Origin of the sequence: Mesorhizobium sp. M1163 (assembly GCF_040318415.1) — a bacterium.
In the GTDB taxonomy this organism is placed as follows: Bacteria; Pseudomonadota; Alphaproteobacteria; order Rhizobiales; family Rhizobiaceae; genus Mesorhizobium.
In genome coordinates this window covers 95,795-120,147 of the sequence record NZ_JAMYMF010000010.1, presented here as the reverse complement: position 1 = coordinate 120,147, position 24,353 = coordinate 95,795, and the positions used below count along the sequence as shown (strand labels likewise).

At 61.8% G+C, this 24,353-nt stretch carries 27 protein-coding genes; 7 read left to right on the top strand and 20 right to left on the bottom strand.

Going from position 1 to position 24,353, the window contains the following annotated elements; translation table 11 throughout:
- Window positions 1-124 precede the first annotated feature (124 nt).
- Window positions 125-1,231 (bottom strand): aldo/keto reductase, encoded by a 1,107-nt coding sequence (locus tag NKH43_RS12295; RefSeq protein WP_352858312.1) that lies wholly within the window; start codon window positions 1,229-1,231, stop codon window positions 125-127.
- Window positions 1,232-1,286: 55 nt separating this feature from the next.
- Window positions 1,287-1,715 (bottom strand): nuclear transport factor 2 family protein, encoded by a 429-nt coding sequence (locus tag NKH43_RS12290; RefSeq protein WP_352482295.1) that lies wholly within the window; start codon window positions 1,713-1,715, stop codon window positions 1,287-1,289.
- A 114-nt stretch (window positions 1,716-1,829) separates the two neighbouring features.
- On the opposite strand from NKH43_RS12290, the gene NKH43_RS12285 reads away from it, so the two are divergent.
- Entirely contained in the window at window positions 1,830-2,768 is a 939-nt protein-coding gene (locus NKH43_RS12285) for a LysR family transcriptional regulator (RefSeq protein WP_023717732.1), read from the top strand.
- A 1-nt stretch (window position 2,769) separates the two neighbouring features.
- On the opposite strand, the gene tsf is transcribed toward NKH43_RS12285, so the two are convergent.
- From tsf to NKH43_RS12255, 6 genes are all read right to left on the bottom strand, one after another.
- Window positions 2,770-3,693 carry a translation elongation factor Ts gene (gene tsf / locus NKH43_RS12280; RefSeq protein ID WP_023717733.1) on the bottom strand — a complete coding sequence of 308 codons (924 nt, stop codon included), beginning with the start codon at window positions 3,691-3,693 and terminating at the stop codon, window positions 2,770-2,772.
- Between the two features lie 119 nt (window positions 3,694-3,812).
- The gene (rpsB, locus tag NKH43_RS12275; protein ID WP_023717734.1) at window positions 3,813-4,610 is read right to left on the bottom strand and encodes a 30S ribosomal protein S2; all 798 of its coding nucleotides are present in this window, start codon (window positions 4,608-4,610) and stop codon (window positions 3,813-3,815) included.
- Window positions 4,611-4,787: 177 nt separating this feature from the next.
- The gene (locus NKH43_RS12270) at window positions 4,788-5,399 is read right to left on the bottom strand and encodes a LysE family translocator (RefSeq protein WP_352858309.1); all 612 of its coding nucleotides are present in this window, start codon (window positions 5,397-5,399) and stop codon (window positions 4,788-4,790) included.
- Window positions 5,396-5,674: a DUF4031 domain-containing protein gene (locus NKH43_RS12265; RefSeq protein ID WP_023717736.1), complete on the bottom strand. Its 279-nt coding sequence runs from the start codon at window positions 5,672-5,674 to the stop codon at window positions 5,396-5,398. The genes NKH43_RS12270 and NKH43_RS12265 overlap by 4 nt, the downstream gene beginning before the upstream one ends.
- 43 nt (window positions 5,675-5,717) lie before the next feature.
- Window positions 5,718-7,016 (bottom strand): lysophospholipid acyltransferase family protein, encoded by a 1,299-nt coding sequence (locus NKH43_RS12260; RefSeq protein ID WP_352858306.1) that lies wholly within the window; start codon window positions 7,014-7,016, stop codon window positions 5,718-5,720.
- A 138-nt stretch (window positions 7,017-7,154) separates the two neighbouring features.
- Window positions 7,155-7,982 (bottom strand): cell envelope integrity EipB family protein, encoded by an 828-nt coding sequence (locus NKH43_RS12255; RefSeq protein ID WP_023717738.1) that lies wholly within the window; start codon window positions 7,980-7,982, stop codon window positions 7,155-7,157.
- Window positions 7,983-8,120: 138 nt separating this feature from the next.
- Here NKH43_RS12255 and NKH43_RS12250 point away from each other — a divergent pair, with 138 nt between their 5' ends.
- The 4 genes from NKH43_RS12250 to NKH43_RS12235 all read left to right on the top strand — a co-directional run bounded on the left by NKH43_RS12250 (window position 8,121) and on the right by NKH43_RS12235 (window position 11,136).
- Entirely contained in the window at window positions 8,121-8,585 is a 465-nt protein-coding gene (locus NKH43_RS12250) for a RidA family protein (protein WP_352858303.1), read from the top strand.
- Between the two features lie 14 nt (window positions 8,586-8,599).
- Window positions 8,600-9,328, top strand: a complete 729-nt coding sequence (locus NKH43_RS12245) for a glycerophosphodiester phosphodiesterase (protein WP_023717740.1) — start codon at window positions 8,600-8,602, stop codon at window positions 9,326-9,328.
- A 40-nt stretch (window positions 9,329-9,368) separates the two neighbouring features.
- Entirely contained in the window at window positions 9,369-10,583 is a 1,215-nt protein-coding gene (locus NKH43_RS12240) for a GNAT family N-acetyltransferase (RefSeq protein ID WP_352858300.1), read from the top strand.
- A gap of 121 nt (window positions 10,584-10,704) precedes the next feature.
- Window positions 10,705-11,136 carry an HIT family protein gene (locus NKH43_RS12235; RefSeq protein WP_352858297.1) on the top strand — a complete coding sequence of 144 codons (432 nt, stop codon included), beginning with the start codon at window positions 10,705-10,707 and terminating at the stop codon, window positions 11,134-11,136.
- Between the two features lie 85 nt (window positions 11,137-11,221).
- Here NKH43_RS12235 and clpA read toward each other — a convergent pair whose 3' ends face one another.
- From clpA to NKH43_RS12220, 3 genes are all read right to left on the bottom strand, one after another.
- Window positions 11,222-13,690 carry an ATP-dependent Clp protease ATP-binding subunit ClpA gene (gene clpA, locus NKH43_RS12230; RefSeq protein WP_023717743.1) on the bottom strand — a complete coding sequence of 823 codons (2,469 nt, stop codon included), beginning with the start codon at window positions 13,688-13,690 and terminating at the stop codon, window positions 11,222-11,224.
- 6 nt (window positions 13,691-13,696) lie between these two features.
- Complete coding sequence (gene clpS, locus NKH43_RS12225; RefSeq protein ID WP_023717744.1) at window positions 13,697-14,023, bottom strand: ATP-dependent Clp protease adapter ClpS; 327 nt, start codon at window positions 14,021-14,023, stop codon at window positions 13,697-13,699.
- Between the two features lie 275 nt (window positions 14,024-14,298).
- Window positions 14,299-14,628, bottom strand: coding sequence for a phasin family protein (locus tag NKH43_RS12220; protein ID WP_023717745.1), 330 nt, complete (start codon window positions 14,626-14,628; stop codon window positions 14,299-14,301).
- A 300-nt stretch (window positions 14,629-14,928) separates the two neighbouring features.
- Here NKH43_RS12220 and NKH43_RS12215 point away from each other — a divergent pair, with 300 nt between their 5' ends.
- Window positions 14,929-16,317 (top strand): SPOR domain-containing protein, encoded by a 1,389-nt coding sequence (locus NKH43_RS12215; RefSeq protein WP_352494596.1) that lies wholly within the window; start codon window positions 14,929-14,931, stop codon window positions 16,315-16,317.
- 45 nt (window positions 16,318-16,362) lie between these two features.
- On the opposite strand, the gene NKH43_RS12210 is transcribed toward NKH43_RS12215, so the two are convergent.
- The 4 genes from NKH43_RS12210 to NKH43_RS12195 form a co-directional block, all read right to left on the bottom strand.
- Window positions 16,363-17,061 (bottom strand): DnaJ domain-containing protein, encoded by a 699-nt coding sequence (locus NKH43_RS12210; protein WP_023717747.1) that lies wholly within the window; start codon window positions 17,059-17,061, stop codon window positions 16,363-16,365.
- Window positions 17,061-17,792, bottom strand: a complete 732-nt coding sequence (locus NKH43_RS12205; protein ID WP_352858294.1) for a vWA domain-containing protein — start codon at window positions 17,790-17,792, stop codon at window positions 17,061-17,063. The genes NKH43_RS12210 and NKH43_RS12205 overlap by 1 nt, the downstream gene beginning before the upstream one ends.
- A gap of 124 nt (window positions 17,793-17,916) precedes the next feature.
- Window positions 17,917-18,354 carry a DUF1489 family protein gene (locus NKH43_RS12200; protein ID WP_023717749.1) on the bottom strand — a complete coding sequence of 146 codons (438 nt, stop codon included), beginning with the start codon at window positions 18,352-18,354 and terminating at the stop codon, window positions 17,917-17,919.
- Between the two features lie 85 nt (window positions 18,355-18,439).
- Window positions 18,440-19,843: an L-serine ammonia-lyase gene (locus tag NKH43_RS12195; RefSeq protein ID WP_352858291.1), complete on the bottom strand. Its 1,404-nt coding sequence runs from the start codon at window positions 19,841-19,843 to the stop codon at window positions 18,440-18,442.
- A 170-nt stretch (window positions 19,844-20,013) separates the two neighbouring features.
- On the opposite strand from NKH43_RS12195, the gene NKH43_RS12190 reads away from it, so the two are divergent.
- On the top strand, window positions 20,014-20,733 hold the full coding sequence (locus tag NKH43_RS12190; RefSeq protein WP_352494594.1) for a DUF599 domain-containing protein: 720 nt from the start codon (window positions 20,014-20,016) through the stop codon (window positions 20,731-20,733).
- Here the strand turns inward: NKH43_RS12190 and NKH43_RS12185 are convergent.
- From NKH43_RS12185 to NKH43_RS12165, 5 genes are all read right to left on the bottom strand, one after another.
- Window positions 20,706-21,503: a YdcF family protein gene (locus NKH43_RS12185; RefSeq protein ID WP_023717753.1), complete on the bottom strand. Its 798-nt coding sequence runs from the start codon at window positions 21,501-21,503 to the stop codon at window positions 20,706-20,708. The genes NKH43_RS12190 and NKH43_RS12185 overlap by 28 nt on opposite strands.
- Window positions 21,504-21,531: 28 nt before the next feature.
- The gene (locus NKH43_RS12180) at window positions 21,532-23,097 is read right to left on the bottom strand and encodes an amidase (protein WP_352494592.1); all 1,566 of its coding nucleotides are present in this window, start codon (window positions 23,095-23,097) and stop codon (window positions 21,532-21,534) included.
- Window positions 23,098-23,126: 29 nt separating this feature from the next.
- A complete protein-coding gene (locus NKH43_RS12175; protein ID WP_352858288.1) occupies window positions 23,127-23,555 on the bottom strand; it encodes a GNAT family N-acetyltransferase in 429 nt (142 codons plus the stop codon).
- Window positions 23,556-23,562: 7 nt separating this feature from the next.
- Complete coding sequence (gatC, locus tag NKH43_RS12170) at window positions 23,563-23,850, bottom strand: Asp-tRNA(Asn)/Glu-tRNA(Gln) amidotransferase subunit GatC (protein ID WP_023717756.1); 288 nt, start codon at window positions 23,848-23,850, stop codon at window positions 23,563-23,565.
- Window positions 23,851-23,925: 75 nt separating this feature from the next.
- Window positions 23,926-24,342, bottom strand: coding sequence for a hypothetical protein (locus NKH43_RS12165; protein WP_023717757.1), 417 nt, complete (start codon window positions 24,340-24,342; stop codon window positions 23,926-23,928).
- Window positions 24,343-24,353 lie beyond the last annotated feature (11 nt).

Below are 24,353 nucleotides of genomic sequence, written 5' to 3'. Positions count from 1 at the left end.
CGTCATCATGCGTGTGACGCGCTTCGGTGGCGCCCCGAAACACTCGGCGTTCCGATACACGACGGGCGCCGCTATGTCACGCGGCGCCCGAGCCGGAAAGTTGGATCGTGGATTGGGATAACCGTCAGCTCACGCCGGCAAAAGTGCCTTGCATGAGCAGGTCCGGCAGATAGCTTGCCGGCTTGTCGCCGACCGCCTGCCCACCGGTCAGGCCGCCTTGTATTTCTGGGCCGAAGAACGAATACGGAAAGGGCGTGACCGGCCGACTCACCGCATCGAGCCGTGCCCGAAGGTCTTCGGGAATGTCGAAATCAAGCGCGCCGAGATTGTCCTTGAGCTGGTCAAGCCTGGTGGCGCCGACGATAACGGACGCAATGCCTGGCCTGTTTGCCGTCCAGTTCAGGGCGACCTGGGCCATGCTGCGGCCGAGCTGGCCGGCAACCCTCTCCAGTTCGGCGACGATTTGCCAGTTGCGGTCGGTGAATTTCTGGAAACCGGGATTGGTCGAACCACGCATTGTCTCCAGCCGGCCACCATCCTTGACGATTGTATCGAAACAGTATTTTCCGCTGAGCAGGCCGCTGGCCAACGGACTCCAGACCATGATTCCGGCGCCATAGCGCGTGCCGAACGGCACGAACTCGTGCTCGATGTTGCGCTCGGCCAGCGAATATTCGAGCTGAAGCGCCGAAACCGGTTCATAACCGCGATGCTCGGCGACCGCCTGCGCCCGGCTTGCGTACCAGGCCGGCACGTCGGACAGACCGACATGCCTGATCTTTCCGGCGCGCACCAGATCGTCCAGCGTCCGCATCACCTCCTCCGGTGGCGTCAGCCTGTCCCAGGTATGGAGGATGTAGAGGTCGATGTAATCGGTGCCGAGCCGCTTCAGCGAACCGTCTACCGCCCGCAGGATGTTCTTACGGCCGTTGCCGCCGGCATTTGGATTACCCGGTTCGGCGTTGTAGGTGAATTTGGTACTGATCACCGCCTTGTCGCGCAGCCCACGCTCGGCGATGAATTCGCCGAGCCAGGTTTCGGCCGTGCCACCGGTATAGAGATCGGCGGTATCGAAGAAATTGCCACCGGCTTCGACATAGGCATCAACCAAGGCGCGCGCCGTTTCCTTCTCCGCGCCCCAGCCCCATTCCGTGCCGAACGTCATGGTGCCGAGCGCCAGACGAGTGACACGCAGCCCGCTGTTGCCGAGCGTGTAGTAGGACATGGTCATGGATTTTCTCCTGAAATTTGAAAACGGGATTGAGGTCCTTGCCTGGGATATGCAGTCAGGCCTTGGCCAGCGCATCGACCACCACCTGGAACCGACGCGGATCGAAATAGTCGTGGTAGGCGCTGATCAGACCGCTCTCGAAGCGGAAGATCGCGATATTGCTGTTGGTGTATTCAGAGCCGCCAATCAGCATCGCGCGGTTCTTGTACTCAACGACGATCGCGTCCGAATCCGCTGCCGGATAGACGGCTGTCAGCTGGGAGTCGAAGGATTCGAAATTGCCGAAGAGGCCTCGGAAGGCCGCCAGGATCGCGGCCTTACCATCGATGCTGCTTCCAAATCCTGCCGGCGGGTAGAAGACAAGGATTCGGCCATCTTCAGCCCAAAGGTTGCCCCATGCCTCAATGTCCTTGCGGTGCATCAGGTCAAAGAATTTACGCACTGTCTCGAGATTACGGGTTCGTTCGGACTTGAGGTCGGTCATTGGACGTCTCCTTGGCTGCTCGGCGATTGCCGTGTGATGCAGCCAAAGATGCGTTCTTCTTCCCTATCCGATAAGATTGCATTATCCGAATGGACTATGCGATACCATGCATGAATGGATCGCGATCTGCTTAGCCACCTACCTATAATCGTTGCCGTCGCGCGGCGTGGCGGCTTCGCCTCGGCGGCCGCCGAGCTCGGCATGAGCCCGTCAGCGGTCAGCCATGCGGTGCGGCTGGTGGAGGAGCGAATCGGCCAGCCGTTGTTTGCCCGCACCACACGCAGCGTCTCGCTGACCGAGGCTGGCACCGCCCTCGTCGCTGCGGCGGAGCCGGCGCTGGAAGACATTGCCGACCGGATCGAACGCATCCGCTCTGTCAAAGGCCGGGCAAGCGGACTGCTCAGGATCAACGCGCCGCGTTTGGCGCTGCCTCTGGCGCTGATGCCCATCCTGACGGCGATGGCGGAACGTTACCCTGACGTGACGGTGGAGATCGTCACCGACGAACGTCTGAGCGATATCGTCGGCGAGGGTTTCGACGCCGGCATCCGGCTGGGCGAGATGATCGCCGAGGATATGGTGACGGTGCGGCTGACTCAGCCGTTCCGGACGACCATTGTCGCCTCTCCGGCCTATATCGGCCGCCACGGAAAGCCGCGAACAATTGCTGATCTCTCCACCCGCAACTGCATCGGCTATCGGCTGTTGCGATCACGTGCGCTCTACCGTTGGGATCTGTCAGACCAGGGCAAGGATATCGGCGTCGAGACGCGCGGCAGCGTCGTCGTCAGCGAACCGCTGTCGGCAAAAGACATGGCCCTTGCCGGCATCGGCCTCGCATATCTGTTCGAGCCGCTTGTCAAGCCCGACATCGAGGCAGGCCGGCTGGTCGAAGTCCTTGGCGAGGCATCGATCGAGGAACCGGGACTGTTCCTCTATTTCCCGCGCCGCGCCGCGATGGCCCCGAAGCTCCGCGCCTTTATCGACACCGCGCAAGAAATCGGCCGGGCATCCTCGCGGACACCCGGCCGAAAAAGCCTTTCAAACGAATAGTTTACTTCTTGACCGCTGCCGCGACTTCCGCCGCGAAATCGGTCTCTTCCTTCTCGATGCCCTCACCGAGCGCGAAGCGCAGATAGGCGGCGATTTTGGCCGGCGCGCCGATCTCGCTTTCGGCATCCTTCAGCGCCTTCTCGACGGTGATGTCGGGATTGAGCACGAAAGCCTGCTTGAGCAGCACGACCTCTTCGTAGAACTTGCGCAAACGGCCCTCGACCATCTTCTCGATGATCGCTTCCGGCTTGCCGGACTGGCGCGCCTGGTCGGCGAAGATCGCCTTCTCGCGCTCGACCGCGGCCGGATCGAGCTCTTCGGTGGTCAAGGCCATCGGGTTGGTGGCGGCGACATGCATGGCGACTTGGCGGGCAAAGGCGTTGGCGGCCTGCGCGTTGCCTGTCGTCTCGATGGCGACCAGCACGCCGAGCTTGCCAAGGCCGTCGGCAACCGCATTGTGGACGTAGGTTGCGACAGCGCCGTGCTCGACGGTGAGCTTGGCCGAGCGGCGGAAGCCCAGATTCTCGCCGATGGTGCCGACTGCGTCCTTGATGGTCTCGGTGACCGACTTGCCCGAGCCCGGATAGGGAGCAGCGGCAACGGCCTCGGTCTTGCCGCCATAGGCAAGCGCGACCTTCGCGACATTGGCGACGATCTCCTGGAACGCAGCATTGCGCGCAACGAAATCCGTCTCGGAATTGACCTCGACGATCGCTGCCTCGCGGACGCCGGAATCGACGCCGATCAGGCCTTCGGCAGCAGTACGGCCAGCCTTCTTGTCGGCCTTGGAAATGCCCTTCTTGCGCAGCCAGTCGATGGCTTCTTCCATGTTGCCGTTGGTCTCGTTCAACGCCGCCTTGCAGTCCATCATGCCCGCGCCGGTCAAGTCGCGGAGTTCTTTGACCTGTGCAGCCGAAATGCTCATTGTCGCCTCTTTGTCTAAATGCACCGACGCACCATCGAGTTTCGATGATGCGCCTGGTGCCGGTAGCGCTTACCGCGCCAACATATTGGAAAGATGAAGGCCGCAGCCGGCCTTCGCTATTATGCTTCCGGGGTCTGGGTTGCCGGGCTCTCGGCGGCCGGGGTCGGTTCGAGCGCCGGCTCGACCGGAGCCTCGACCGATGCGCCGATGTCGACGCCGAGTGCGCCCTGCTGGCGGGCGATGCCGTCGATCGCAGCCTTGGCAATCAGATCGCAATAGAGCTGGATGGCGCGGGCCGCATCGTCATTGCCGGGGATCGGGAAGTCGATCTTGTCCGGGTCGCAGTTGGAATCGATGATGGCAACGACCGGGATGCCGAGACGCTTGGCCTCGAGGATGGCGATCGCTTCCTTGTTGGTATCGATCACGAACATCAAATCGGGCGTCGAACCCATATCCTTGATGCCGCCCAGCGCCTTGTCGAGCTTCTCACGCTCGCGATCGAGGTTGAGGCGCTCCTTCTTGGTCAGGCCCTGAGCCTCGCCGGCCAGCATCTCGTCGAGCTTGCGCAGGCGCTGGATGGAATTCGAGATCGTCTTCCAGTTGGTCAGCATGCCGCCGAGCCAGCGCGAGTTAACATAGTATTGAGCCGAGCGCTGCGCGGCATCGGCGACGATGTCGGAGGCCTGGCGCTTGGTGCCGACGAACAGCACGCGGCCGCCCTTGGCAACAGTGTCGGAAACCTGCTTCAGCGCCTGGTGCAGCAAAGGCACCGTCTGCGAGAGGTCGATGATGTGGATGTTGTTGCGGGCGCCGTAGATATAGGGCGCCATTTTCGGGTTCCAGCGGTGGGTCTGGTGGCCGAAGTGAATGCCAGCTTCCAATAGCTGGCGCATGCTGAAATCAGGCAGAGCCATTCTTATTTCCTTTCCGGTTAGCCTCCACGGACACAGGCATTTTTTGGACTTGGTCCTCGAACGCCACCGGAGGTTTCCGCCGGATTTCTCCCGGGCAGACACCAAAGTCCGTGTGTGGAATGAGCGCGCATATAGAGGGGATGCGCGACAAACGCAAGCGCTGTGGCGTCTTGCGACTCAGCGTGCGGCGATCAGCGCACCGGTGCCTATCATGGCGCCGCCGGCAAACCTGTTCACCAGCCGCATGCGCCTTGGCGTCTTGAACCAGCTCGAAGCCCGCCCGGAGAGCGCAGCGTAGAAGCCCATGGTGACGATATTGACGCAGATCACGACCGCAACCACGAGGAGCCCATCGGCGAAGGTCATCGTATTGAGGTCAAGAATCAGCGGCATGATAGAGGCGTGGAACAGGATCGCCTTGGGATTGCCCAATGCGATGGAGATACCGAGGAAAAACGATCGAGACAGTCTTGCCTGGGTTGCGTGCTGTCCATGCGATCGCGCGGAGGCCGATCGCCACATCCGGATGCCGAGAAACACCAGATAGGCAGCACCCGCATACTTCAGGATTAAAAAAACCCATTCGAAGGCCTGTACCAGCGCGACGAGACCGAGCAGTGCCAAGGTGACCAGTACCGCGTCGCCTGCGGCGATGCCGAGACCAGCCAGGAAAGCGCAAACGAAGCCAAGCGAGACGCCATTGGCGATAACCGTGAACATCGCCGGACCAGGCGTGGCGGCGGCAAATGTGATCGCGGCGCAGTAAGCCAAAAATGCCGTCAATGTCATCGTCGCATCTTCCCCCTCGGCACGCGCACTCGCCGGAAAACAGCGACGATCTCCTCGCGGCTGCACTCGATGGCGCCGAGCCGCACCGCGCGGTCGCGCTCGAACCCGGTTATGTCATAATGCGGCGCCGATGTCTTCGGCGGCCCTTGGTAGGACGAGCGCTTGATGCCGAGCTGCGCGGCGAAGCGATGCAACTCGTCGGTGTCGTCTGCCAGCAGATGACACCAGCGGTGGCCGACCCATTTCCAGATCGCCGCATCGACATAGACCGCCATGGGGCTTGCCGCACTCCTTCATCTTGCGCCGACCAACACGCCGCTAACGATGATAGAAGGGATTAGCATAAAAAATGAAGCCGCCGCCGGCCTGGAGTTGCGCTATGGTGCTGGTGATGGTCTCCTGCATGCGGTCGTGCAGTTCGACGAGTGCCGCCTCGACGGAGCCTTTATAGGCGTGCAAGCCTAAAGGGACCGGCACCCGGATATGGGCGCGGCGTGGGCCTGCCGGCTGCGGCACGAAACGGTCGATCGTATCGCGCAGTGTACCCTTGCAATAATCGTTGCGGATCCGCTTCAAGTGTTCGGCGATCTCCTCCTGCGTGATGCGTGGATTGGCTGAAGCCCACGGCCCGACACGCCGCAGGCGCTGGATCGTATCCGCCAGCGTTCGGACCTGCTTCCGGCTTCCGGTATCATCCGTATTTTCTCGCAGCCAGCGGCGCGACCGGCGCAAAAGCTCGGCACTGTCGAGCGTGCCGGCGCCGACCGAGACAAGTTCAGCAAGGCGACGGCCGAGTTCCATGAGCAGGTCCTTCTGACGTGTGTCATACGAAACCCGCTCATCGGACCGCAGGCCATATGCAGCCTCATCGCGCGACAGCAACGTCGCATAGATATGATGGACGCGCTCCGGAAGCGATTCGGCGGCATGGCGTTCGATCTTCAGGCTGCGCTCGACGTAGGCGCACTCCTTTGCCAGCGCTGCCTCGACATTCCCCGTGAAAGCGAGCTTCCAGATCACGGGCGCGATCCAAACTTTGAAATCCGGATCCGTCAGGCGGCCGCGCTTCAGCGCTTCGAGCCCCATCTCGACCGCGCCCGGCAGCAGCGGGGCAACGATGTTGGCATGCCAGCCGACGCCGCCTTCGGGATGCAGGAGAACGCCGTGCCCTTTCAGCGCCCAGGCCACCGAATGTTCCTTGGCGGCCCCGCTATTGCCCGGGATTTGGGCGATTAGATTGTTGGCCAGCCAGAATTTCTGCATCAGCCGGCCAAGCCCGTTGACGACGCCGTGCGTGGCCCAGGATGCCGCCAGCGGGCTTACCCGCGAGACGACCTCCTTGTCGATCATCCAGTCGGTAAAGAACTCCGGATGGTTGGGCGTGATGAACGTCGCCTTGCCCGCGCCGCAACAAGCCTTCAACCTTTGCCGGTCGTCCTCCGGAAAATCGATGTGGCGGACATTGGCGACGCCGCGCAGACCGGCCAGACGGTTGAACGGCAACAGGTCGCGAAGCCCCGGAATGCCGTGCAGCATGACAATGCGGTTGACGAATGTCATGGCCTTGATCAGCGTCGCATTGGGCCGCGGCGCCACAAAAACGTCGATCCTGCTCAACCTGCTCCCCCCGCGGCGCTTACCGTCGTAAGACGTTGATATGCAATTGCGGCATGCTCAAGTCGGTGCAACATGCCCGCAAGATCAAGCGCCACTATCGCGGAGAGCAGCCGGCAGCAGCTTGCCGTCGGTTCGAGCCTATTTCGACGGGCAGGTCTTTGGCTGATCGAACAGCGACAGATTGACCAGCTTGCCGGTCATCGAGAACTCGCCATAGTCCATTACGAGACCGCGCGTGATGCCGTTCTCGTGCAGCTTGAAGCTGATCCGGTATTCCGGCACTTCCTCGCCGCCTTTGTCGGTATCGTCGAAATAGGCGATGTCAACCGGCCAGTATTTGTCGCTGGCGAGCTTGGCCAGCGCCGGCACTTCCGGATCAGTCTTGTCGGCATTGGCTTGCTTGCCGACGACGACGGTGGTGGTCATCACCTTGTTGGCATCCTCCGAGCCGTCGAACAGGTTGGTTTCGTAAAAACGCTCGCCCTTTTCCGCCTTGCCGATCATTTCAACCATTTGCTGGGTCGGGAACTGGGTCGCGGCGAGCTCCAGGCTGTTCTTCTCGGGCTTGTCGATTTCGACCTTGAGACCATTGGCCTCCTTCGTTGCCGTCCCCTTGACCTCCTTGTCGAGGTTCTGGTCGACAAAGGACTTGTTGACGAAGGAGAAGGTCTTGCCTTCGGCATCCTCGAAGGTGGTCATCTGCTGGTCGGTCAGCCTAGTATTGTCGTTGGTGACGATCTGGGTGACCAGGCGGAACTTTACCGTGTAGCCCTCGCAAGGCGAGCCATTGAACTCGTAGACCATACGGCCCGATATGCCGGTGATCCCCGAGCGATCCGACGCCTTGTCCAGGGTGATATCATAGACGGCACGGTGCGCCTGCAGCGCCGGCACCGCAAAAGCGGGAGCCGCCCAGGAAGCCGCTGTCAGAAGAACGGCGTTGAATGCGAGGCGCGTTGCGCGCATGGGGTGCTCCGATCATCGCGGCTAATGGCAGGCCGCATGGAAAGATGGTCCAGCTTAAAAAAAGTCGTGGCGGAAGCGAGGCAAAAATAGCAATTTCGGCCCGGCCTGCGCGGCACCTTCAAGCAATAGGGAAATAGCATGAGCGAAACAATCGAAAAGCGGCTAAGCGATCTCGGCGTGACGCTGCCGGCTGCCGCTGCGCCCGCCGCCAACTACGTTCCCTATTGCAGGACCGGCAATCTGCTGTTCACCGCCGGGCAGTTGCCGCTCAAGGAGGGCAAGCTCCAGGCGAGCGGGCTGCTTGGCCGCGATGTCGAGACCGCGACCGGAAAGGAAGCCGCAAAATACTGTGCGATCAACATATTGGCGCAGGCCCAGGCGGCACTTGGCGATCTCGACAAGATCCGCCGCCTGGTGAAGATCACCGTCTTCGTCGCCTCGGCATCGGATTTTGTCGAACAGCATCTGGTCGCCAACGGCGCGTCGGATTTTCTCGTCGCCGTGCTCGGCGACCGCGGCAAGCACGCCCGCTCCGCCGTCGGCACCCCCTCCCTGCCGCTTAATGCCGCAGTGGAAATCGAAGCGATCTTCGAAGTCGAATGACCGTGACTGCGACCATGACCGACCTTTCCTGGCTGACTGCCCGGCCCGTCGCCCATCGCGGCCTCCACGACATGAACAAGGCGCGCTGGGAGAACACTCTTTCCGCCTTCGCCGCGGCAGCCGAGCGCGGCTATGCGATCGAGTGCGACGTGCACCTGTCATCCGACGGCGTCCCCGTCATCATCCACGATGGCGATCTGCGGCGGCTGACCGGCGAGGACGGCTTCGTCTGGCAGCGTACGGCTGCTGAGATCACGGCGCTGAAGGTCGGCGGCACCGCCGACCATTTGCCGACGCTGCAGCAGGCGCTTAATCTGGTCGACGGGCGTGTGCCGATGGTTGTCGAGCTGAAAGGCGCTGCCGGACACGACGAAGGCCTGGTCGAAGGCGTCGGCAAGATGCTCAAGCGCTATAAGGGCAAGACCGCGATCATGTCGTTCGACCATTGGCTGATCCGCGAGTTCCCGAAACATGCACCCGGCATACCCGGCGGGTTGACCGCCTACGGCAACGACAACCATCTGATCGAGGCGCATTTCGCCATGCTGGCGCATGACATCGCCTTTATCTCCTACGCCGCCGGCGACCTGCCGAACCGGTTCGTGTCGTTCGTACGTGAAAGGCTCGGCATGCCGGTGATCACCTGGACAGTGCATGACCAACCTGCCGTCGACCTGACCTTCAAATATGCCGACCAGATGACGTTCGAAGGATTCGAGCCCGATCTTGTGCGGCTTGCTTGAACGGGCTTGTATGGGTTCGCAGCGAGCTTAAGTAAGCCACATGGATCAAGGGGACGACTGCGACAGACAAACGGCGAATGCGGAGCTGTCGATCCGCATCGCCGCGGGCATCGGCGCCTTCACCAGCGCGGAATGGGACAGCCTCGGCGGCACAACGCGGGGCGAGGCAGAAAACGCCTACAACCCGCTTGTTTCATTCGCTTTTTTGAGCGCGCTAGAAGATTCCGGCTGCGCCGTTCGACGCACCGGCTGGCAGGGTCATCATCTCAGGCTGGAAACCGCGCAAGGCAAGCTGCTCGGTGCGGTCCCCTGCTATCTGAAGTCGCACAGCCAGGGCGAATATGTCTTCGACCATGGCTGGTCGGACGCATTCGAACGCGCCGGCGGGCGCTACTATCCGAAGCTGCAATGCGCGGTGCCGTTCACACCCGTCACCGGCCCTCGCCTGCTGGTCGGCAAGCGCGAGGACAGCCCCACCGTCAAGGCCGGCCTTGCGGCCGGCCTAAAGGCGGTGACGGATAAGCTCGGCGTGTCTTCCGCGCATGTCACCTTCGCGCCGGAGGATGATGTCCAGATCTTGGCGGCAGCCGGCTTCCTGCATCGCACCGACCAGCAGTTTCACTTCTTCAACGAAGGCTTTTCGAGCTACGACGATTTTCTCTCGACGTTGGCCTCGCGCAAGCGCAAGGCGATGAAAAAGGAGCGGCGTGAGGCGCTCGCCGACGGCATCTCGATCGACTGGCTGACCGGCAAGGATCTGACCGAAAAAGCCTGGGACGACTTTTACGCGTTCTACATGGATACCGGCAGCAGGAAATGGGGCCGGCCCTACCTCAACCGCGATTTCTTCTCCTTGATCGGCGAGCGCATGGCCGACGACATCCTGCTGGTGATGGCCAAACGCAACGGGCGCTACATAGCCGGCGCCATCAACTTCATCGGTTCAGACGCGCTCTACGGCCGCAATTGGGGCTGCATCGAGGACCACCCGTTCCTGCATTTCGAGGTCTGCTACCATCAGGCGATCGATTTCGCCATCTCGCGAAAGCTGAAGGTGGTTGAAGCCGGTGCGCAGGGCGAGCACAAGCTGGCGCGCGGCTACCGGCCGGTGACGATGCATTCGGCGCACTACATCGCCCATCCAGGTCTGCGCAATGCAGTGGCCGACTACCTCCAGCGCGAGCGGCGCGAAGTCGAGCGGATGAGCGAATATCTGGAAGAGCACGCCCCGTTCCGCAAGGACATGGCGGAGTAGCAAAACCCGCCCGATCGCTCAACCACGTTCGAGCCTGCATGGCCGATGTCGACCGATCGTCTTGCCCGCCCGCAACAGCTTCGCTACACGAGACCGCGAGCCAAGAACCGGAGCGTGCGCCATGGCCGAAGCAACCTACGACAGCAGCAACATTTTCGCAAAAATCCTGCGCGGAGAAATCCCTTCGCACCGCGTCTATGAGGATGATGCGGTCATCGTCTTCATGGATGTGATGCCGCAAGGACCGGGTCACACGCTGGTCCTGCCGAAAGCGCCGTCGCGCAACCTGCTCGACGCGGATCCGGCGGTGCTTGGCCCCCTCTTCGCTCACGTGCAGAAAGTTGCGCGGGCAGTAAAGAAGGCCTTCGATGCCGATGGCGTCACGGTCATGCAGTTCAACGAACCAGCTTCGGGCCAGACCGTCTACCACCTCCATGTCCATGTCATTCCGCGCTTCGAAGGCATCCCCTTGAAGCCGCACAGCGGACAGATGGAACAGCCTGAAGTCCTGGCTGAGAACGCCGGCAAGATACGGACGGCGCTGGCAAACTGAATCGGGCGAAGCCGCTCGGCCGACACTCGACCACAAGCTTCATGAAAAAAGCCCCGTTGCCGGGGCTTTTTTACTTGCAGGATTGTCAGTTCTTACGCGGCAGTTGCGGCACCAGGCTGCGCTTGCCGCCATCCTTGCCCTTCGGCTCCGACTTCTGCGCCACCGCCTTTTTCCCGGCGGGCTTTTTCGCCACCGCCTTCTTGGCTTTCGGCACGTCGTCCGGCTCTTCCTTCTTCGGCTTCACCGGCGCCTCGTCGGCGAGCGATTCGAGCTTCAGGCCGGTCTCGCCGGTTTCCTTCTTCTCGACGGTGACACGCACCGTGCCGCCCTTCTTGAGCTTGCCGAACAGCACCTCGTCGGCCAGCGGCTTCTTGATGTGCTCCTGAATGACACGGCCAAGCGGCCGCGCACCCATGCGCTCGTCATAGCCCTTGTCGGCCAGCCAGGCGATTGCATCCTGCGACAGGTCGAAGGTCACGCCGCGTTCGGAAAGCTGCGCTTCCAGCTGCATGACGAACTTCTGCACCACCTGATGGATGACCGGCACCGGCAGCGAGCCGAACGGAATGATCGCATCGAGACGGTTGCGGAACTCCGGCGTGAACAGCCGGTTGATCGCTTCGACATCGTCGCCTTCGCGTTTGGTCGAACCGAAACCGATCGCCGCGCGCTGCGCGTCGGATGCGCCCGCATTGGTGGTCATGATCAGGATGACATTGCGGAAGTCGATCTGCTTACCGTTATGGTCGGTCAGCTTGCCGTGATCCATCACCTGCAACAGGATGTTGAACAGGTCCGGATGCGCCTTTTCGACTTCGTCCAGCAACAGCACGCAATGCGGATGCTGGTCGACGCCGTCGGTCAGAAGGCCGCCCTGGTCGAAGCCGACATAGCCGGGAGGCGCACCGATCAGCCGCGAAACGGTGTGGCGTTCCATATATTCCGACATGTCGAAGCGGATCAGCTCCACGCCGAGCGAGGCGGCGAGCTGCTTGGCCACTTCCGTCTTGCCGACACCGGTCGGACCGGAGAACAAGTACGAGCCGATCGGCTTTTCCGGTTCCCGCAGGCCGGCCCGCGCCAGCTTGATGGCCGAAGTCAGCGCGGTGATCGCGGTGTCCTGGCCATAGACGACGCGCTTCAACTCGATGTCGAGACCTTGCAGCACCTTCTCGTCGTCGGCGGAAACCGTCTTCGGCGGGATGCGCGCCATCGTGGCGATCGTCGCTTCGATCTCCTTGATGCCGATGGTCTTCTTGCGCTTGGCTTCGGGCACCAGCATCTGCGAGGCGCCGGTCTCGTCGATCACGTCGATCGCCTTGTCCGGCAGCTTGCGGTCGTTGATGTAACGCGCCGAGAGCTCGACCGAAGCCTTGATCGCTTCACTCGTGTAGCGAACCTTGTGGAACTCCTCGAAATAGGGCTTCAGTCCCTTCATGATCTCGATGGCGTCCTCGACGGTCGGCTCGTTGACGTCGATCTTCTGGAATCGCCGCACCAGCGCGCGGTCCTTCTCGAAGAACTGCCGGAACTCCTTGTAGGTGGTCGAGCCGATGCAGCGGATCGCGCCGGACGACAGCGCCGGCTTCAACAGGTTCGACGCATCCATGGCGCCGCCAGAGGTGGCTCCTGCCCCGATCACGGTGTGGATCTCATCGATGAACAACACGGCGCCGGGATAGTCCTCGAGCTCCTTGACGACCTGCTTCAGCCGCTCCTCGAAATCGCCGCGATAACGGGTGCCGGCCAGCAGCGTGCCCATGTCGAGCGCGAAGATGGTGGCATTGTGCAGCACTTCGGGAACGTCGCCCTCGACGATGCGCTTGGCGAGGCCTTCGGCGATCGCCGTCTTGCCGACGCCGGGATCGCCGACATAGAGCGGGTTGTTCTTGGACCGGCGGCACAGCACCTGGATAGTCCGGTTGATCTCGCTCTCGCGACCGATCAGCGGATCGATCTTGCCAGCCTTGGCCTTGTTGTTCAGGTTGACGCAATAGGCAGTCAGCGCGTCCTGCTGCTGCTTCTTCTTGCCGCCTTCTTCTTGCGGCTCAGCTCCGCCCTGGCTGCCTTGCTCGTCGTCGGCGCCGCGCGGCGTCCGCGTCTCGGAAGCGCCTGGGCGCTTGGCAATGCCATGCGAGATGTAGTTGACCGCGTCGTAGCGGGTCATCTGCTGTTCCTGCAGGAAATAAGCGGCGTGGCTCTCGCGCTCGGCGAAGATGGCGACGAGCACGTTGGCGCCGGACACCTCCTCGCGGCCTGACGACTGCACATGGATCACCGCGCGCTGGATGACGCGCTGAAAACCGGCCGTCGGCTTGGAATCTTCATCGTAGCCGGTGACGAGATTGTCGAGCTCGGTGTCGATATAGGTGAGAACCGTATGCTTCAACTCGTCGAGATCGACGTTGCAGGCACGCATGACTGCGGCCGCCTCGGTGTCGTCGATCAGGGCGAGCAGCAAATGTTCAAGGGTTGCATATTCATGGTGCCGCTCATTGGCGAGCGTCAGCGCTTGGTGAAGCGCCTTTTCCAGGCCTTGGGAGAAAGCCGGCATGTTACCTCACTTCTTCTCCATCACGCATTGCAGCGGATGCTGATTCTGTCGGGCGAAATCCATGACCTGAGACACTTTGGTCTCGGCCACCTCGAATGTATAGACCCCGCACTCGCCCACCCCATGATTGTGAACATGAAGCATTATGCGTGTGGCGGCTTCGCGATCCTTCTGGAAAAAACGCTCCAGCACGTGAACCACGAACTCCATGGGTGTGTAGTCGTCGTTAAGGATGAGGACCCGATACAGACTGGGCTTCTTAGTCTTGGTTTTTGTGCGCGTGATGACGGCCGTGCCGCGACCGGCCTCATTGCCGTTGCTGCCGTTCTGCATTCGCACCACGTAGCTCGTGGCAGTCAAACCTGTAGTCACGTAGTCCTGCCTCTTTCGAATCCTCATGCATGCTCGACATGTAGGTGCTCGATGGACGATTTTAAGCCCTTCTGTTTAGCTGACAATATGGCTAGGTGGCCAAACTTGACCGATTTTTCAAATCGTGAAGACCGCAAGGACCCCGATTTCGAGCTGGCATGAAAAAACCCGGCCGCGCGTTCGCGACCGGGTCTGTCTTTTGAGGCCCAAGGGCCGGCTTGGAACGTTCGTCGAATTTACTTCGCCTTGGCGACAATCGATTCGAACGGCTTGTAGGCTTCCTTGGCGAGTTCGGCATAGAGATCGCCAAGCTTGGTGGCCTCGGTGACGAAGCTCTCATAGGACTGCTTGGCGTAGTCGGACTGGATTTCGATCGCCTTATCCAGCGACTTGGCGGAGAAGAGCTTCTCGACAACGGCGCTGCCGGCCTCAAAACTTTTCTTGGTGTACTCGCCCGCCTCGGTGGCGATGGCCTGCGCACCCTTGGACAGCGATGCAAAGCTCTTCAATCCGGTGTCGGCAAATTCCTTGCCGTATTTGCTGAAATCTTCATAGGTCTGGGTCATTTCACGCATTCCCTTGAACGGTTGCCTTTGGACGATGGACGTGCCTTGTCCGGGCCGCGTTGTGCAATGCGTGTAAATATATTGTGCAGTGCACAAAAAGTCAAGATTTCCGCGGCAATGCGCATCGTGAGCCGCCGGCAATCGCTAAGATTCGAATAAAGAGAGGCTCAATCCCGCAGAAAATGGTGAACGCGGCGGTTACCATAAACGGATTGGTAACGCTGCCCGCGTTAGCGTGGCCCGAGGTGAGGCAGGACCCTTTGCCGCCTCCAAGGCAACGGAAATTCAAAGGAACTATCAGTGCGTAAGGCGTTGTCGGGCTTCGTTTCCAAATCCGCGTCCCCCCTCAAAACGATCATGATTCTCGCTATGGCGATGAGCTTCGTCGTCGCGGACGCGGCTTCATCCATGGCGGCCAAGTCGGCGGCCATCGTCATCGATGCCAAATCCGGCAAGGTGCTTTATTCGTCGGATGCCGATGGCCGGCGCTATCCGGCCTCGCTTACCAAGATGATGACGCTCTATCTGACGTTCGAGGCATTGGCGAAGGGCAGGATCAGCAGGAATTCTCCGGTCGTGTTCTCGGCCAATGCCGCTGCCGAACCGCCAACAAAGCTCGGCGTCAAGCGGGGCGGCTCGGTCACGGTCGAGACCGCCATCCTGTCGATGGTGACCAAATCGGCAAACGATTCCGCAACTGCGCTTGGCGAGATGCTCGGCGGCAATGAGGCCAATTTCGCCCGCATGATGACCGCCAAGGCGCGGGCGCTGGGCATGCGGGGAACCGTTTTCCGCAACGCCAACGGCTTGCCTGATCCCGGGCAGTTCACGACGGCGCGCGACATGGCGCTGCTCGGCATCGCCCTGAGAGAGCATTTTCCACAATATTACGGCTATTTCTCGCAGCGCTCCTTTCTTTACGGGCGACAGCGCATCAACGGCCATAACCGTCTGCTCGGACGCATCAAGGGCGTCGACGGCATCAAGACCGGTTATACCCGCGCCTCCGGCTATAACCTGGTCTCTTCGGTATCGGATGGCGACCGGCGCATCGTAGCGGTGGTCATGGGCGGCAGGTCCGGCGGCAGCCGCGACAGCCAGATGGCCGGCTTGATCAATGCCTACATGCCGAAGGCGTCGTCGCGCGGCGGCGGCATGCTGATTGCCAAAGCCGGTGGCGGCAATCCGATTTCAGCCCTGGCCAAGGTGCTTCTGCCGAAGCATGACGCGCCGACGCCGGATAGTAAGCCGGACGACGATGCCGTTGCCTCCCTCGTCGAGGAAAATGCTCCCGTCGTTGAAGAAACCACTCCGGTCGTTCAGACCAGAAAGGTCAAGACGGCGGCCGTGGCGACAGCGGACGATGTGGCGACGGCCCGGGTCGCCGCAGCCTATGCCGAACCGGCTGCAGAGGTCGATCCGGTCAGCACGGCGTCGGTGCCATCCGGCTGGGCAATACAGGTCGCCTCTTCGCCAAAGCAATCCGAAGCAAAGGCTTTCCTCGACAAGGCGACGAAGCAGGTGCCCTCCGTTCTGGCCGATGCCTCCGGTTTCACCGTCGCCTTCGACAAAGACGGCGTCACCTATTACCGCGCCCGGTTCGGTGGTTTTGGTTCGAAGACCGCCGCCTGGAAGGCTTGTAACGCTTTGAAAAAGAAGAAGATCGAGTGCTACGCCGTCCAGCAGTAAGGGCGCGAAACGATATCTTTCCCGAAAGTTCTGCGTCGAAGGAGACTAGTTGTGATTGGAGAGCAAGACGTCCTTGGCTTCGTTGATCCGCGCCGCCAGGAAAGACGTGCCACCGATATCGGGGTGCAAGCGCTGCATCAGGCGGCGGTGCGCCTTGCGGACATCCGCCGCGGCAGCCCCCGCTTCAAGACCAAGGATCTTGTAGGCCTCCTCCTTAGTCATGGCGCCCGAACCTGGCGCAACACCCAGCCCTTCGCCACCATTCGCATCAGCGTCTTTGCGCCAGATGGGAAATCTGCCGTCAAGATACGTCTCTAGCAGCTGGCGGCTCTCCGGATCGCCGGAGAGCTCGCGATAAAGTTGCTGCAATTCGGCAAGCCCCATCGAGCCAAGCATCTTGCCTTCATGGCGCCCAGCCAGCACGAGGCCTTCGAGGCCGCCGGTGTCGTGATCGAGTTCCATCTCAAGCGCCGCGGTACGCACCGTCGAACGCTTGCCCGGTGCCAGTTTTGCGGCCGGCTGATTCATGCGCATGGAGCCATACCAGGCGAGCGCGGCCGACAGGATCAAGCCGCCGAGGCCCTCGCGCCCGACCAGCAGCACGGCAACGCCGACCAGCCCGAGCAGCACGGGTCCAAGGGTCCTCATGCCGCCTGCGAGCTTCCCCGGATCGGCGCGCAGGAAGATGGTGAGCATGCCGAGAAGCACCAGAAGCAATGCTACAAAAGCGATAATCGCGCCCATCAGTTTCCGCCGCCCCGCAGATGCTCGATCATCAGCCGGTCCTCCGGCCTGCCCCGGTCCTCCAGTGCTTTCAGACCGCCGGTCGCAAACACGGCGACGGACGAAAGCAGGCCGGCCAAGGTCGCGGCAGCCCGCCGATCAAACCGGAACCAGGCCCCTTTGGACAGCCGTGCAATTTCCTTGAACGCCTTTTCTGCACCGGCATCATGGCCTTCCTGAAAAACGAAGACAGGAACGCCGTGCAGACCTAGACTACCGGCCTTTTCGGCCAGATCATCTATGTTTTCTTCCATCGCATCGCCGATATAGACCAGCGCGTTGACCTTGGCCGCCGCCGTCTGTTTCAGCGCATGGGCGAGCACCTTGCCGATCTGGGTGTGGCCGCTACGGCAGTCGATGCGCGTCATCAGCTGCTTCAGAGCTTCGGTATCGGTGACGAATGCGGAGGAACGGCACTCGCCAAGCCCGCGGAAATAGACCAGTTGAACCTTGAGCACCCCAGCCTTGCCGACGACGTCGAACATCTCGGCCTGCAGCGCACAGGCGAGATCCCAGGTCGGCTGGCGGCTCATCGTAGCGTCGAGGGACAGGATCAGCCTGCCTGAACCGGTGGCGGATGCAGCGAGCGTCCTTGCCTGACGGAGAAAGGCGTCGATCTCGCCGGTGCTCGATTGGGACTCGACCGGCGCAGGATTGGCCTTTGCAGGCACGGGCTGCTTCTTGTCGCTCATGACATTCAAGATGTGGCGTTGTTCCCCAGCTTGCAAGCCCAGATCAGGCGACCTGCAGGACCGGTGATGATGGCAACTGCGGACAAGCGTTCGGCCGGTGCCCTTGGCGTTACGGTTCTTGGCGTCAGAGTAGGCCGAGATCGGCAAGCTCACGCCTGAGCTTCGGCGGCATTTCGATCAGCCCGGCTTTGCCCTTGCCGAGATCGGCCGGCGCGTCCGCCGGCTTCAGGTAGCGCCACCCTTGGAATGCACGGCGCGGCTGCCAGTCGGTGCGCACGACCTCGGGATCGAGGATCAGATGGCAGCGGCCGATGCCATCGTCATCGGTGAAGGGCCGGATTTCGGTGATCAGCTGACGGCATTGGACATTGCCCTTGACCACCCAGTAGAGCGAGCCGCCGTCGGTGATCTCGGCGCCGCGCGTCGGCACCATGCGGGTGGTGTGGTAGTGCTCGGCCGGTTCGCCGGCGCGGCGCCGCTCGTCGAGGCGGAAGGCAATCCACTCTTCCAGATCCTCGACGCTGTCACAGCCGACGCAAAGCTTTATGAGATTGAGAGACATCGTTTAAGGTTTAGCCCAGCACGCGAACGCGTCAACGGCCTGATCGACTTCTCCACAGTGGTGGTCCAGGCCGCCAGACTGGCGCTCAGCACTCCACGACATTGACGGCCAATCCGCCTAGGCTGGTTTCCTTGTACTTTTCGTTCATGTCGAGGCCGGTCTGGCGCATCGTCTCGATCGCCGCATCGAGCGGCACGAAATGAACGCCATCGCCCTTGATGGCCAGCGAAGCGGCGGTCACCGCCTTGACAGCGCCAAGCGCGTTGCGCTCGATGCACGGCACCTGCACCAGGCCGCCGACCGGATCGCAGGTCATTCCGAGATGATGTTCCAGCGCGATTTCGGCAGCGTTCTCGACCTGCTCGGGCGTGCCGCCCATGACGGCGCACAATCCCGCCGCAGCCATCGCCGAAGCCGAACCGACCTCGCCCTGGCAGCCTACCTCGGCCCCCGAGATCGAAGCATTGGTCTTGATGATGCCGCCAACGGCCGCCGCCGTCAGCAGGAAATCGCGGATACTTGGCTGGTCGGCTTCGGGATGGAAATGCAGCCAATAGCGCAACACCGCCGGCAGAGTGCCGGCCGCCCCATTGGTTGGCGCGGTGACGACACGGCCGCCGGCGGCGTTCTCCTCGTTGACCGCCATTGCATAGATCGACAGCCAGTCATTGGCGAGCAGCGGGTTGGGCCGGTTCTGCTGCCATTGCTCCTGCAACTTGTCGTGCAGCATCCGGGCACGGCGGCGCACCTTCAGTCCGCCAGGCATGATGCCGTCTTGCGACAGGCCGCGCTCGATGCATCCCTTCATGGCGCTCCAGATGCCGTCGAGGCCAGCGTCGAGCTCCTCGCGCGACATCTGCGTCTCCTCGTTGACGCGCTTCATCTCGGCGATGGAAAGGCCACTTTTCGCTGCCATTGAGAGCATTTCGACGGCGTTCTTGAACGGATATGGAACCTTCTTGCCTTCGGTTGTCGCCGAGCCCCTCGCCTTCATCCGCTGCAATTCTTCCTCGGAAACGACAAAGCCGCCGCCGATCGAATAGTAGACGCGCCTCAGCAGCAACCGGTCTCCGGCATCATAGGCAGAAAACGCCATGCCATTGGCGTGACCCGGCAGCGGCGTCTTGCGATCCAGCACCAGATCCGTTGCCGGGTCGAAACGATAGGACGGATGGCCGTGCGGCGAAATCCGCTTCTCGGCGGCGATGCGAGCGGCGATGCCGTCGGCGTGGTCAGGATCCACCGTCTGCGGCGTCTGGCCGGCGAGGCCGAGCACCACGGCGCGATCGGAGCCATGGCCGATGCCGGTATAGGCGAGCGAGCCATGCAGGCTGGCCGCGATTCGGTCGACCCTGGCGCCGGCCGGACGCGGCCAGTCGTCTCCCGCAATCTCGTCGAGAAACCGCCGCGCAGCCGTCATCGGCCCCATCGTGTGCGAACTCGATGGGCCGATGCCGATCTTGAACAGGTCGAAAACCGAAAGGAACACGTGGGCGTTTTCTCCTGGGACCCTGTTGAGCTCTATATATAGGAATTCCCATGATGTTTTCCGCTGTTTTAAAGATTGGGGCGCTGCACCTGCCGACCTTGTTTGCTCCGGCAGCGACATTCCGGCTTCGGCCATCGAAGCGTTGCCTCGGCTTGTGGTAAAAGCACCGCATGAGCGATTCCTTTCATCTATCGACGGCCGACCTTGCAGCGCTGGGGTTCTTCCTCGCCGCGTGGGTGCTGCATACGCTCGCCGCCGACGGAATGCTGGTCAGCCGCATGTCGCTGACGAGGGCGATGAACGCGCAGCGCGAGGCCTGGATGAGGACCATGGCCGAACGCGAGATCCGCATCGTCGACACCGCCATCATGAGCGGCCTGCAACAGGGGACCGCCTTCTTTGCCTCCAGTTCGCTGATTGCGATCGGCGGCTGTTTTGCCTTGCTCGGCGCTTCCGATCAGGTTCTCACTGTGCTGAGCGACCTGCCGTTTGGCGCCACATCCTCACGCGCCGCCTTCCAGACGAAGGTGTTCGGGCTGGTGCTGATCCTGGCCTTTTCCTTCTTCAAGTTCGGCTGGGCTTACCGGCTGTTCAACTATTGCTCGATCCTGATCGGCGCGGTGCCGATTCCGCATGGCGAGGCGTCGCGCAATCCGGTCACCGAAACGGCGGTGTGGCGCGCGGCCCGCATGAACATGCTGGCCGGGAAGCATTTCAATTCCGGGCTGCGCGGCGTGTTCTTCTCGATCGGTTATCTTGGCTGGTTCGTCGATCCCGCCGTTTTCGTGCTATCGACGCTGCTGCTTCTGGCGGTGCTGGTGCGCCGCCAATTTTTCTCGGCGGCGCGGCAGGCGGTGCTCGGTCAGCCGCCCGGCCCGGGAAAAGGCTGATCAATGCGGCCCGACAGCCAATAGGCGACGAGCCCGATCCATTCGCGAATCGCGATGGTCGTGGTCTGCAGCGCTTCGTTGGTAGATTTGCGGAACAGGCTGATACCTTCCTTACCGGAGGTGCGGTAGTCGACCGGCCATGGAACCGTCGGGAAGCCGGCTCTGTCGAACAGCGCCTTGGCGCGCGGCATGTGGAAGGCTGAGGTCACCAGCAGCCAGATCTCGCCGGGTTTCGGCGTAATCAGCCGCTTGGTGAAGACGGCATTCTCGTAGGTGTTGCGTGACTTGTCTTCCAGGATCAGACGATCGGCCGCCACGCCGAGCGCAGTGAGTACGCGTGGCGCCGTGGTTGAGTCGCCTTCGTCCTCACCGATTATTGCAACGGGGCCGCCTGAAATGACGACTCTCGCTGTCGGAAAACGCCGCGCCAGCACGGCTGCCTCGACAATTCGATCGCCACTGGCGTTGAGTTCATAACCGCCGCGAACGAAATTGATGGCGCCGTCCATACCGCCGCCGAGCACAACGATTCCGTCAACCCTTTCCGGCAGGGGTGGCTTAGGGAAACGCTCCTCGAGCGGATTGAGCATCACTGCGCCGAGCGAGGTCCATGCTGACAGTGCCAGGACAAGGAAGGCCAGCACGCTGCCGGTGGCAAATAGCCTTTTGCGCCCGACCAATGCCGCAAGCAATCCAGCCAGCAGCAGGATGATCGCGAGATTAAGCGGCTGGACGAAGAGCCACAGGACCTTGGAGACATAGAAGAACATCCCTCACCCCCTCAGATGAGAAACGATCCTACCACCATTTTTCCGGCTGAAATGTGCCGGCCGCCTGTTCGATGACATGGGCGGTCTGGAACAGCGTTTCCTCGTCGAAAGGCCGGCCGATCAGCTGCAGGCCGAGTGGCAGCCCCTTGGCGTCGAGCCCGGCCGGAACCGCGATGCCGGGCAAGCCGGCCATGTTCACCGTCACCGTAAAGATGTCGTTGAGATACATCTTGACCGGGTCGGCGGCCATGTCTTCGTCTGCGATGCCGAAGGCGGCGGACGGCGTTGCCGGCGTCAGGATGACGTCGACACCTGCGACAAACACATTTTCGAAATCGCGCTTGATCAGGTTACGAACCTTCTGCGCCTGCAGATAGTAGGCATCGTAGTAGCCAGCGGAAAGCACATAGGTGCCGATCATGATGCGGCGCTTGACCTCACGCCCGAAGCCGGCGGCGCGGGTCTTTTCATACATGTCGACAATGTCCTTGCCGGGCACGCGCAATCCATAGCGGACGCCGTCGTAACGGGCGAGGTTGGACGAGGCTTCGGCGGGCGCAACAATGTAATAGGCCGGCAGCGCGTATTTCGTGTGCGGCAGCGAGATGTCGACAATCTCGGCGCCGGCATCCCTCAGCCAGGCAATGCCCTTCTGCCACAACGCCTCGATCTCCTCGGGCATGCCGTCGACACGGTATTCCTTGGGGATGCCGACCTTCATCCCCTTGATCGAGCGGCCGATCGCCGCCTCGTAATCCGGCACCGGCAGGTCGACGGAGGTCGTGTCCTTCGGGTCGACCGAAGCCATCGACTTCAACAGGATCGCGGCATCGCGCACGTCGCGCGCGATCGGCCCGGCCTGGTCGAGCGACGAGGCGAAGGCGACGACGCCCCAACGCGAGCAGCGGCCATAGGTCGGCTTAATGCCGACCGTGCCGGTGAAGGCGGCGGGCTGGCGGATCGAGCCGCCGGTGTCGGTGGCGGTAGCGCCGGCGCACAGGAAGGCCGAGACGGCTGATGCCGAGCCACCGGACGAACCGCCCGGCACCAGCTGGGCATTGTCCAACGTGCGCGCGGTCCTGGTGCCGCCCGCCGAAACGAAGCCGCCCTCGCCCTGATGTGTCGTCGGCATTACCACCGTGTCGAGCCGCGAACGCCGCCACGGGTTGATGACAGGCCCGTAATACGAGGTCTCGTTGGACGAGCCCATGGCGAACTCGTCCATGTTGAGCTTGCCGAGCATGACGGCGCCATCCGCCCACAGATTGGCGGTGATAGTCGATTCGTAGCGCGGCTTGAACCCGTCAAGCACGTGGCTGCAGGCCTGGGTGTGGACGCCTTCGGTGCCGAACAGATCCTTGATGCCGAGCGGGATACCCTCGAGGGACCCGCCCTCGCCCTTGGCCAGTTTCGCGTCGGAGGCCTTGGCCATGTCGCGCGCTTTGTCGCCGGTGACCACGATATAGGCATTGAGCGCAGGATTGGCTCGCTCGATCGCCGACAGATAAGCCTCGGTGACTTCGGTGGCGGTGATCTCCCTGGAGCGCAATTTGGCGCGGGCCTGCGAAATCGTCAGTTGGGTCAGGTCGCTCATCAGGCAAGGCTCTTTTCGTAAAACACCGACTACTCGGAATTGCGATAATTCAGCACCGGCCCACAGCGCGAAAAACCGGCGCGTTCGTAGACGGTCCAGGCGGCGGGATGACGGTCGCCCGTCTCCAGCACCAGACGCTTCAGCCCTTCTTGGCGCGCCAAGCCCTCAATCCGCTCGACGATCATCGCACCGATTTTGCGGCCGCGATGCGAAGGCCGCGTATACATACGCTTGACCTCGCCGACGACAGCATCGTGGCGCTTCAGCGCGCCGCAACCGATGGCAAGGCCGTTATCGCGGGCGATGAAGACGGTCGTGTCGCGGTCCGCCATCTGCTCGACCGTCAAATGGTAGCAATGCTCCGGCGGCGTCAACTCCAGCAATGTGGCGTTGAGCTCCTCGACCAGCCCACGCACATCGTCCTGCAGCGGCGTCTCCGCGGCGATCTCGATTACCATCGGCCAGCTACTCCACGACCTTTGGCACGAGAAAGAAGTTCTCTTCGGTTGCCGGCGCGTTGGCGACGATGTCGGCTGCCTTGCTGCCGTCGGTGACGACGTCCTGGCGCTTCTTCATTGCCATCGGCGTGACCGAGGTCATCGGCTCGACGCCGGAAACATCGACCTCGTTCAACTGCTCGACAAAGCCCAAAATGGCGTTCAATTCGCCGGTCATGCGCTCTGCATCCTCCTCGCTCACCGCAATGCGGGCAAGGTGCGCGACGCGCTTCACGGTTTTAATATCAACGGACATGTTGTGCCTCGGGGAAAACCAGCGCTATAGCGGCGCAGCGCGTGCCGCGCAACATGCATCGTGCCGACAACTGCCCTACGGCATCGCCACGCCGTCGCAGAGGAAATAGCTGCCGCCGTTGCCGCTCTGCTCGCTTTCGTCCGCGGCAGGCCGAACCGAAACCAGGTCGATCTGCTTCGGGTTCATCTGAGTCAGTGAGAGAACATCCGGAAAGACGTAGCCCGGCTCCTGGCAGATGGCGGTCACCGCCCAGCTTGGCGACCGTGTCGCCTTGGTGATCTGCAGGAACTCGCAGTTATATTCGATGCTTTCCAGTCCGTTTGCCGACAGTACGATATTGCCGCCCTCGATCACCGTCTGCAGCGTATCCTTTTTGGCCTGCGCGCAGAGATCCTCCGATTGCAGATAGATGCCCTCGATGAAATCCTCGGCGGCCAGCGCCGGCGATGCGGCAACCAGCATAGAAATGCAAAGAGAGTTTCTCAGACCCATGTCGTCATTCC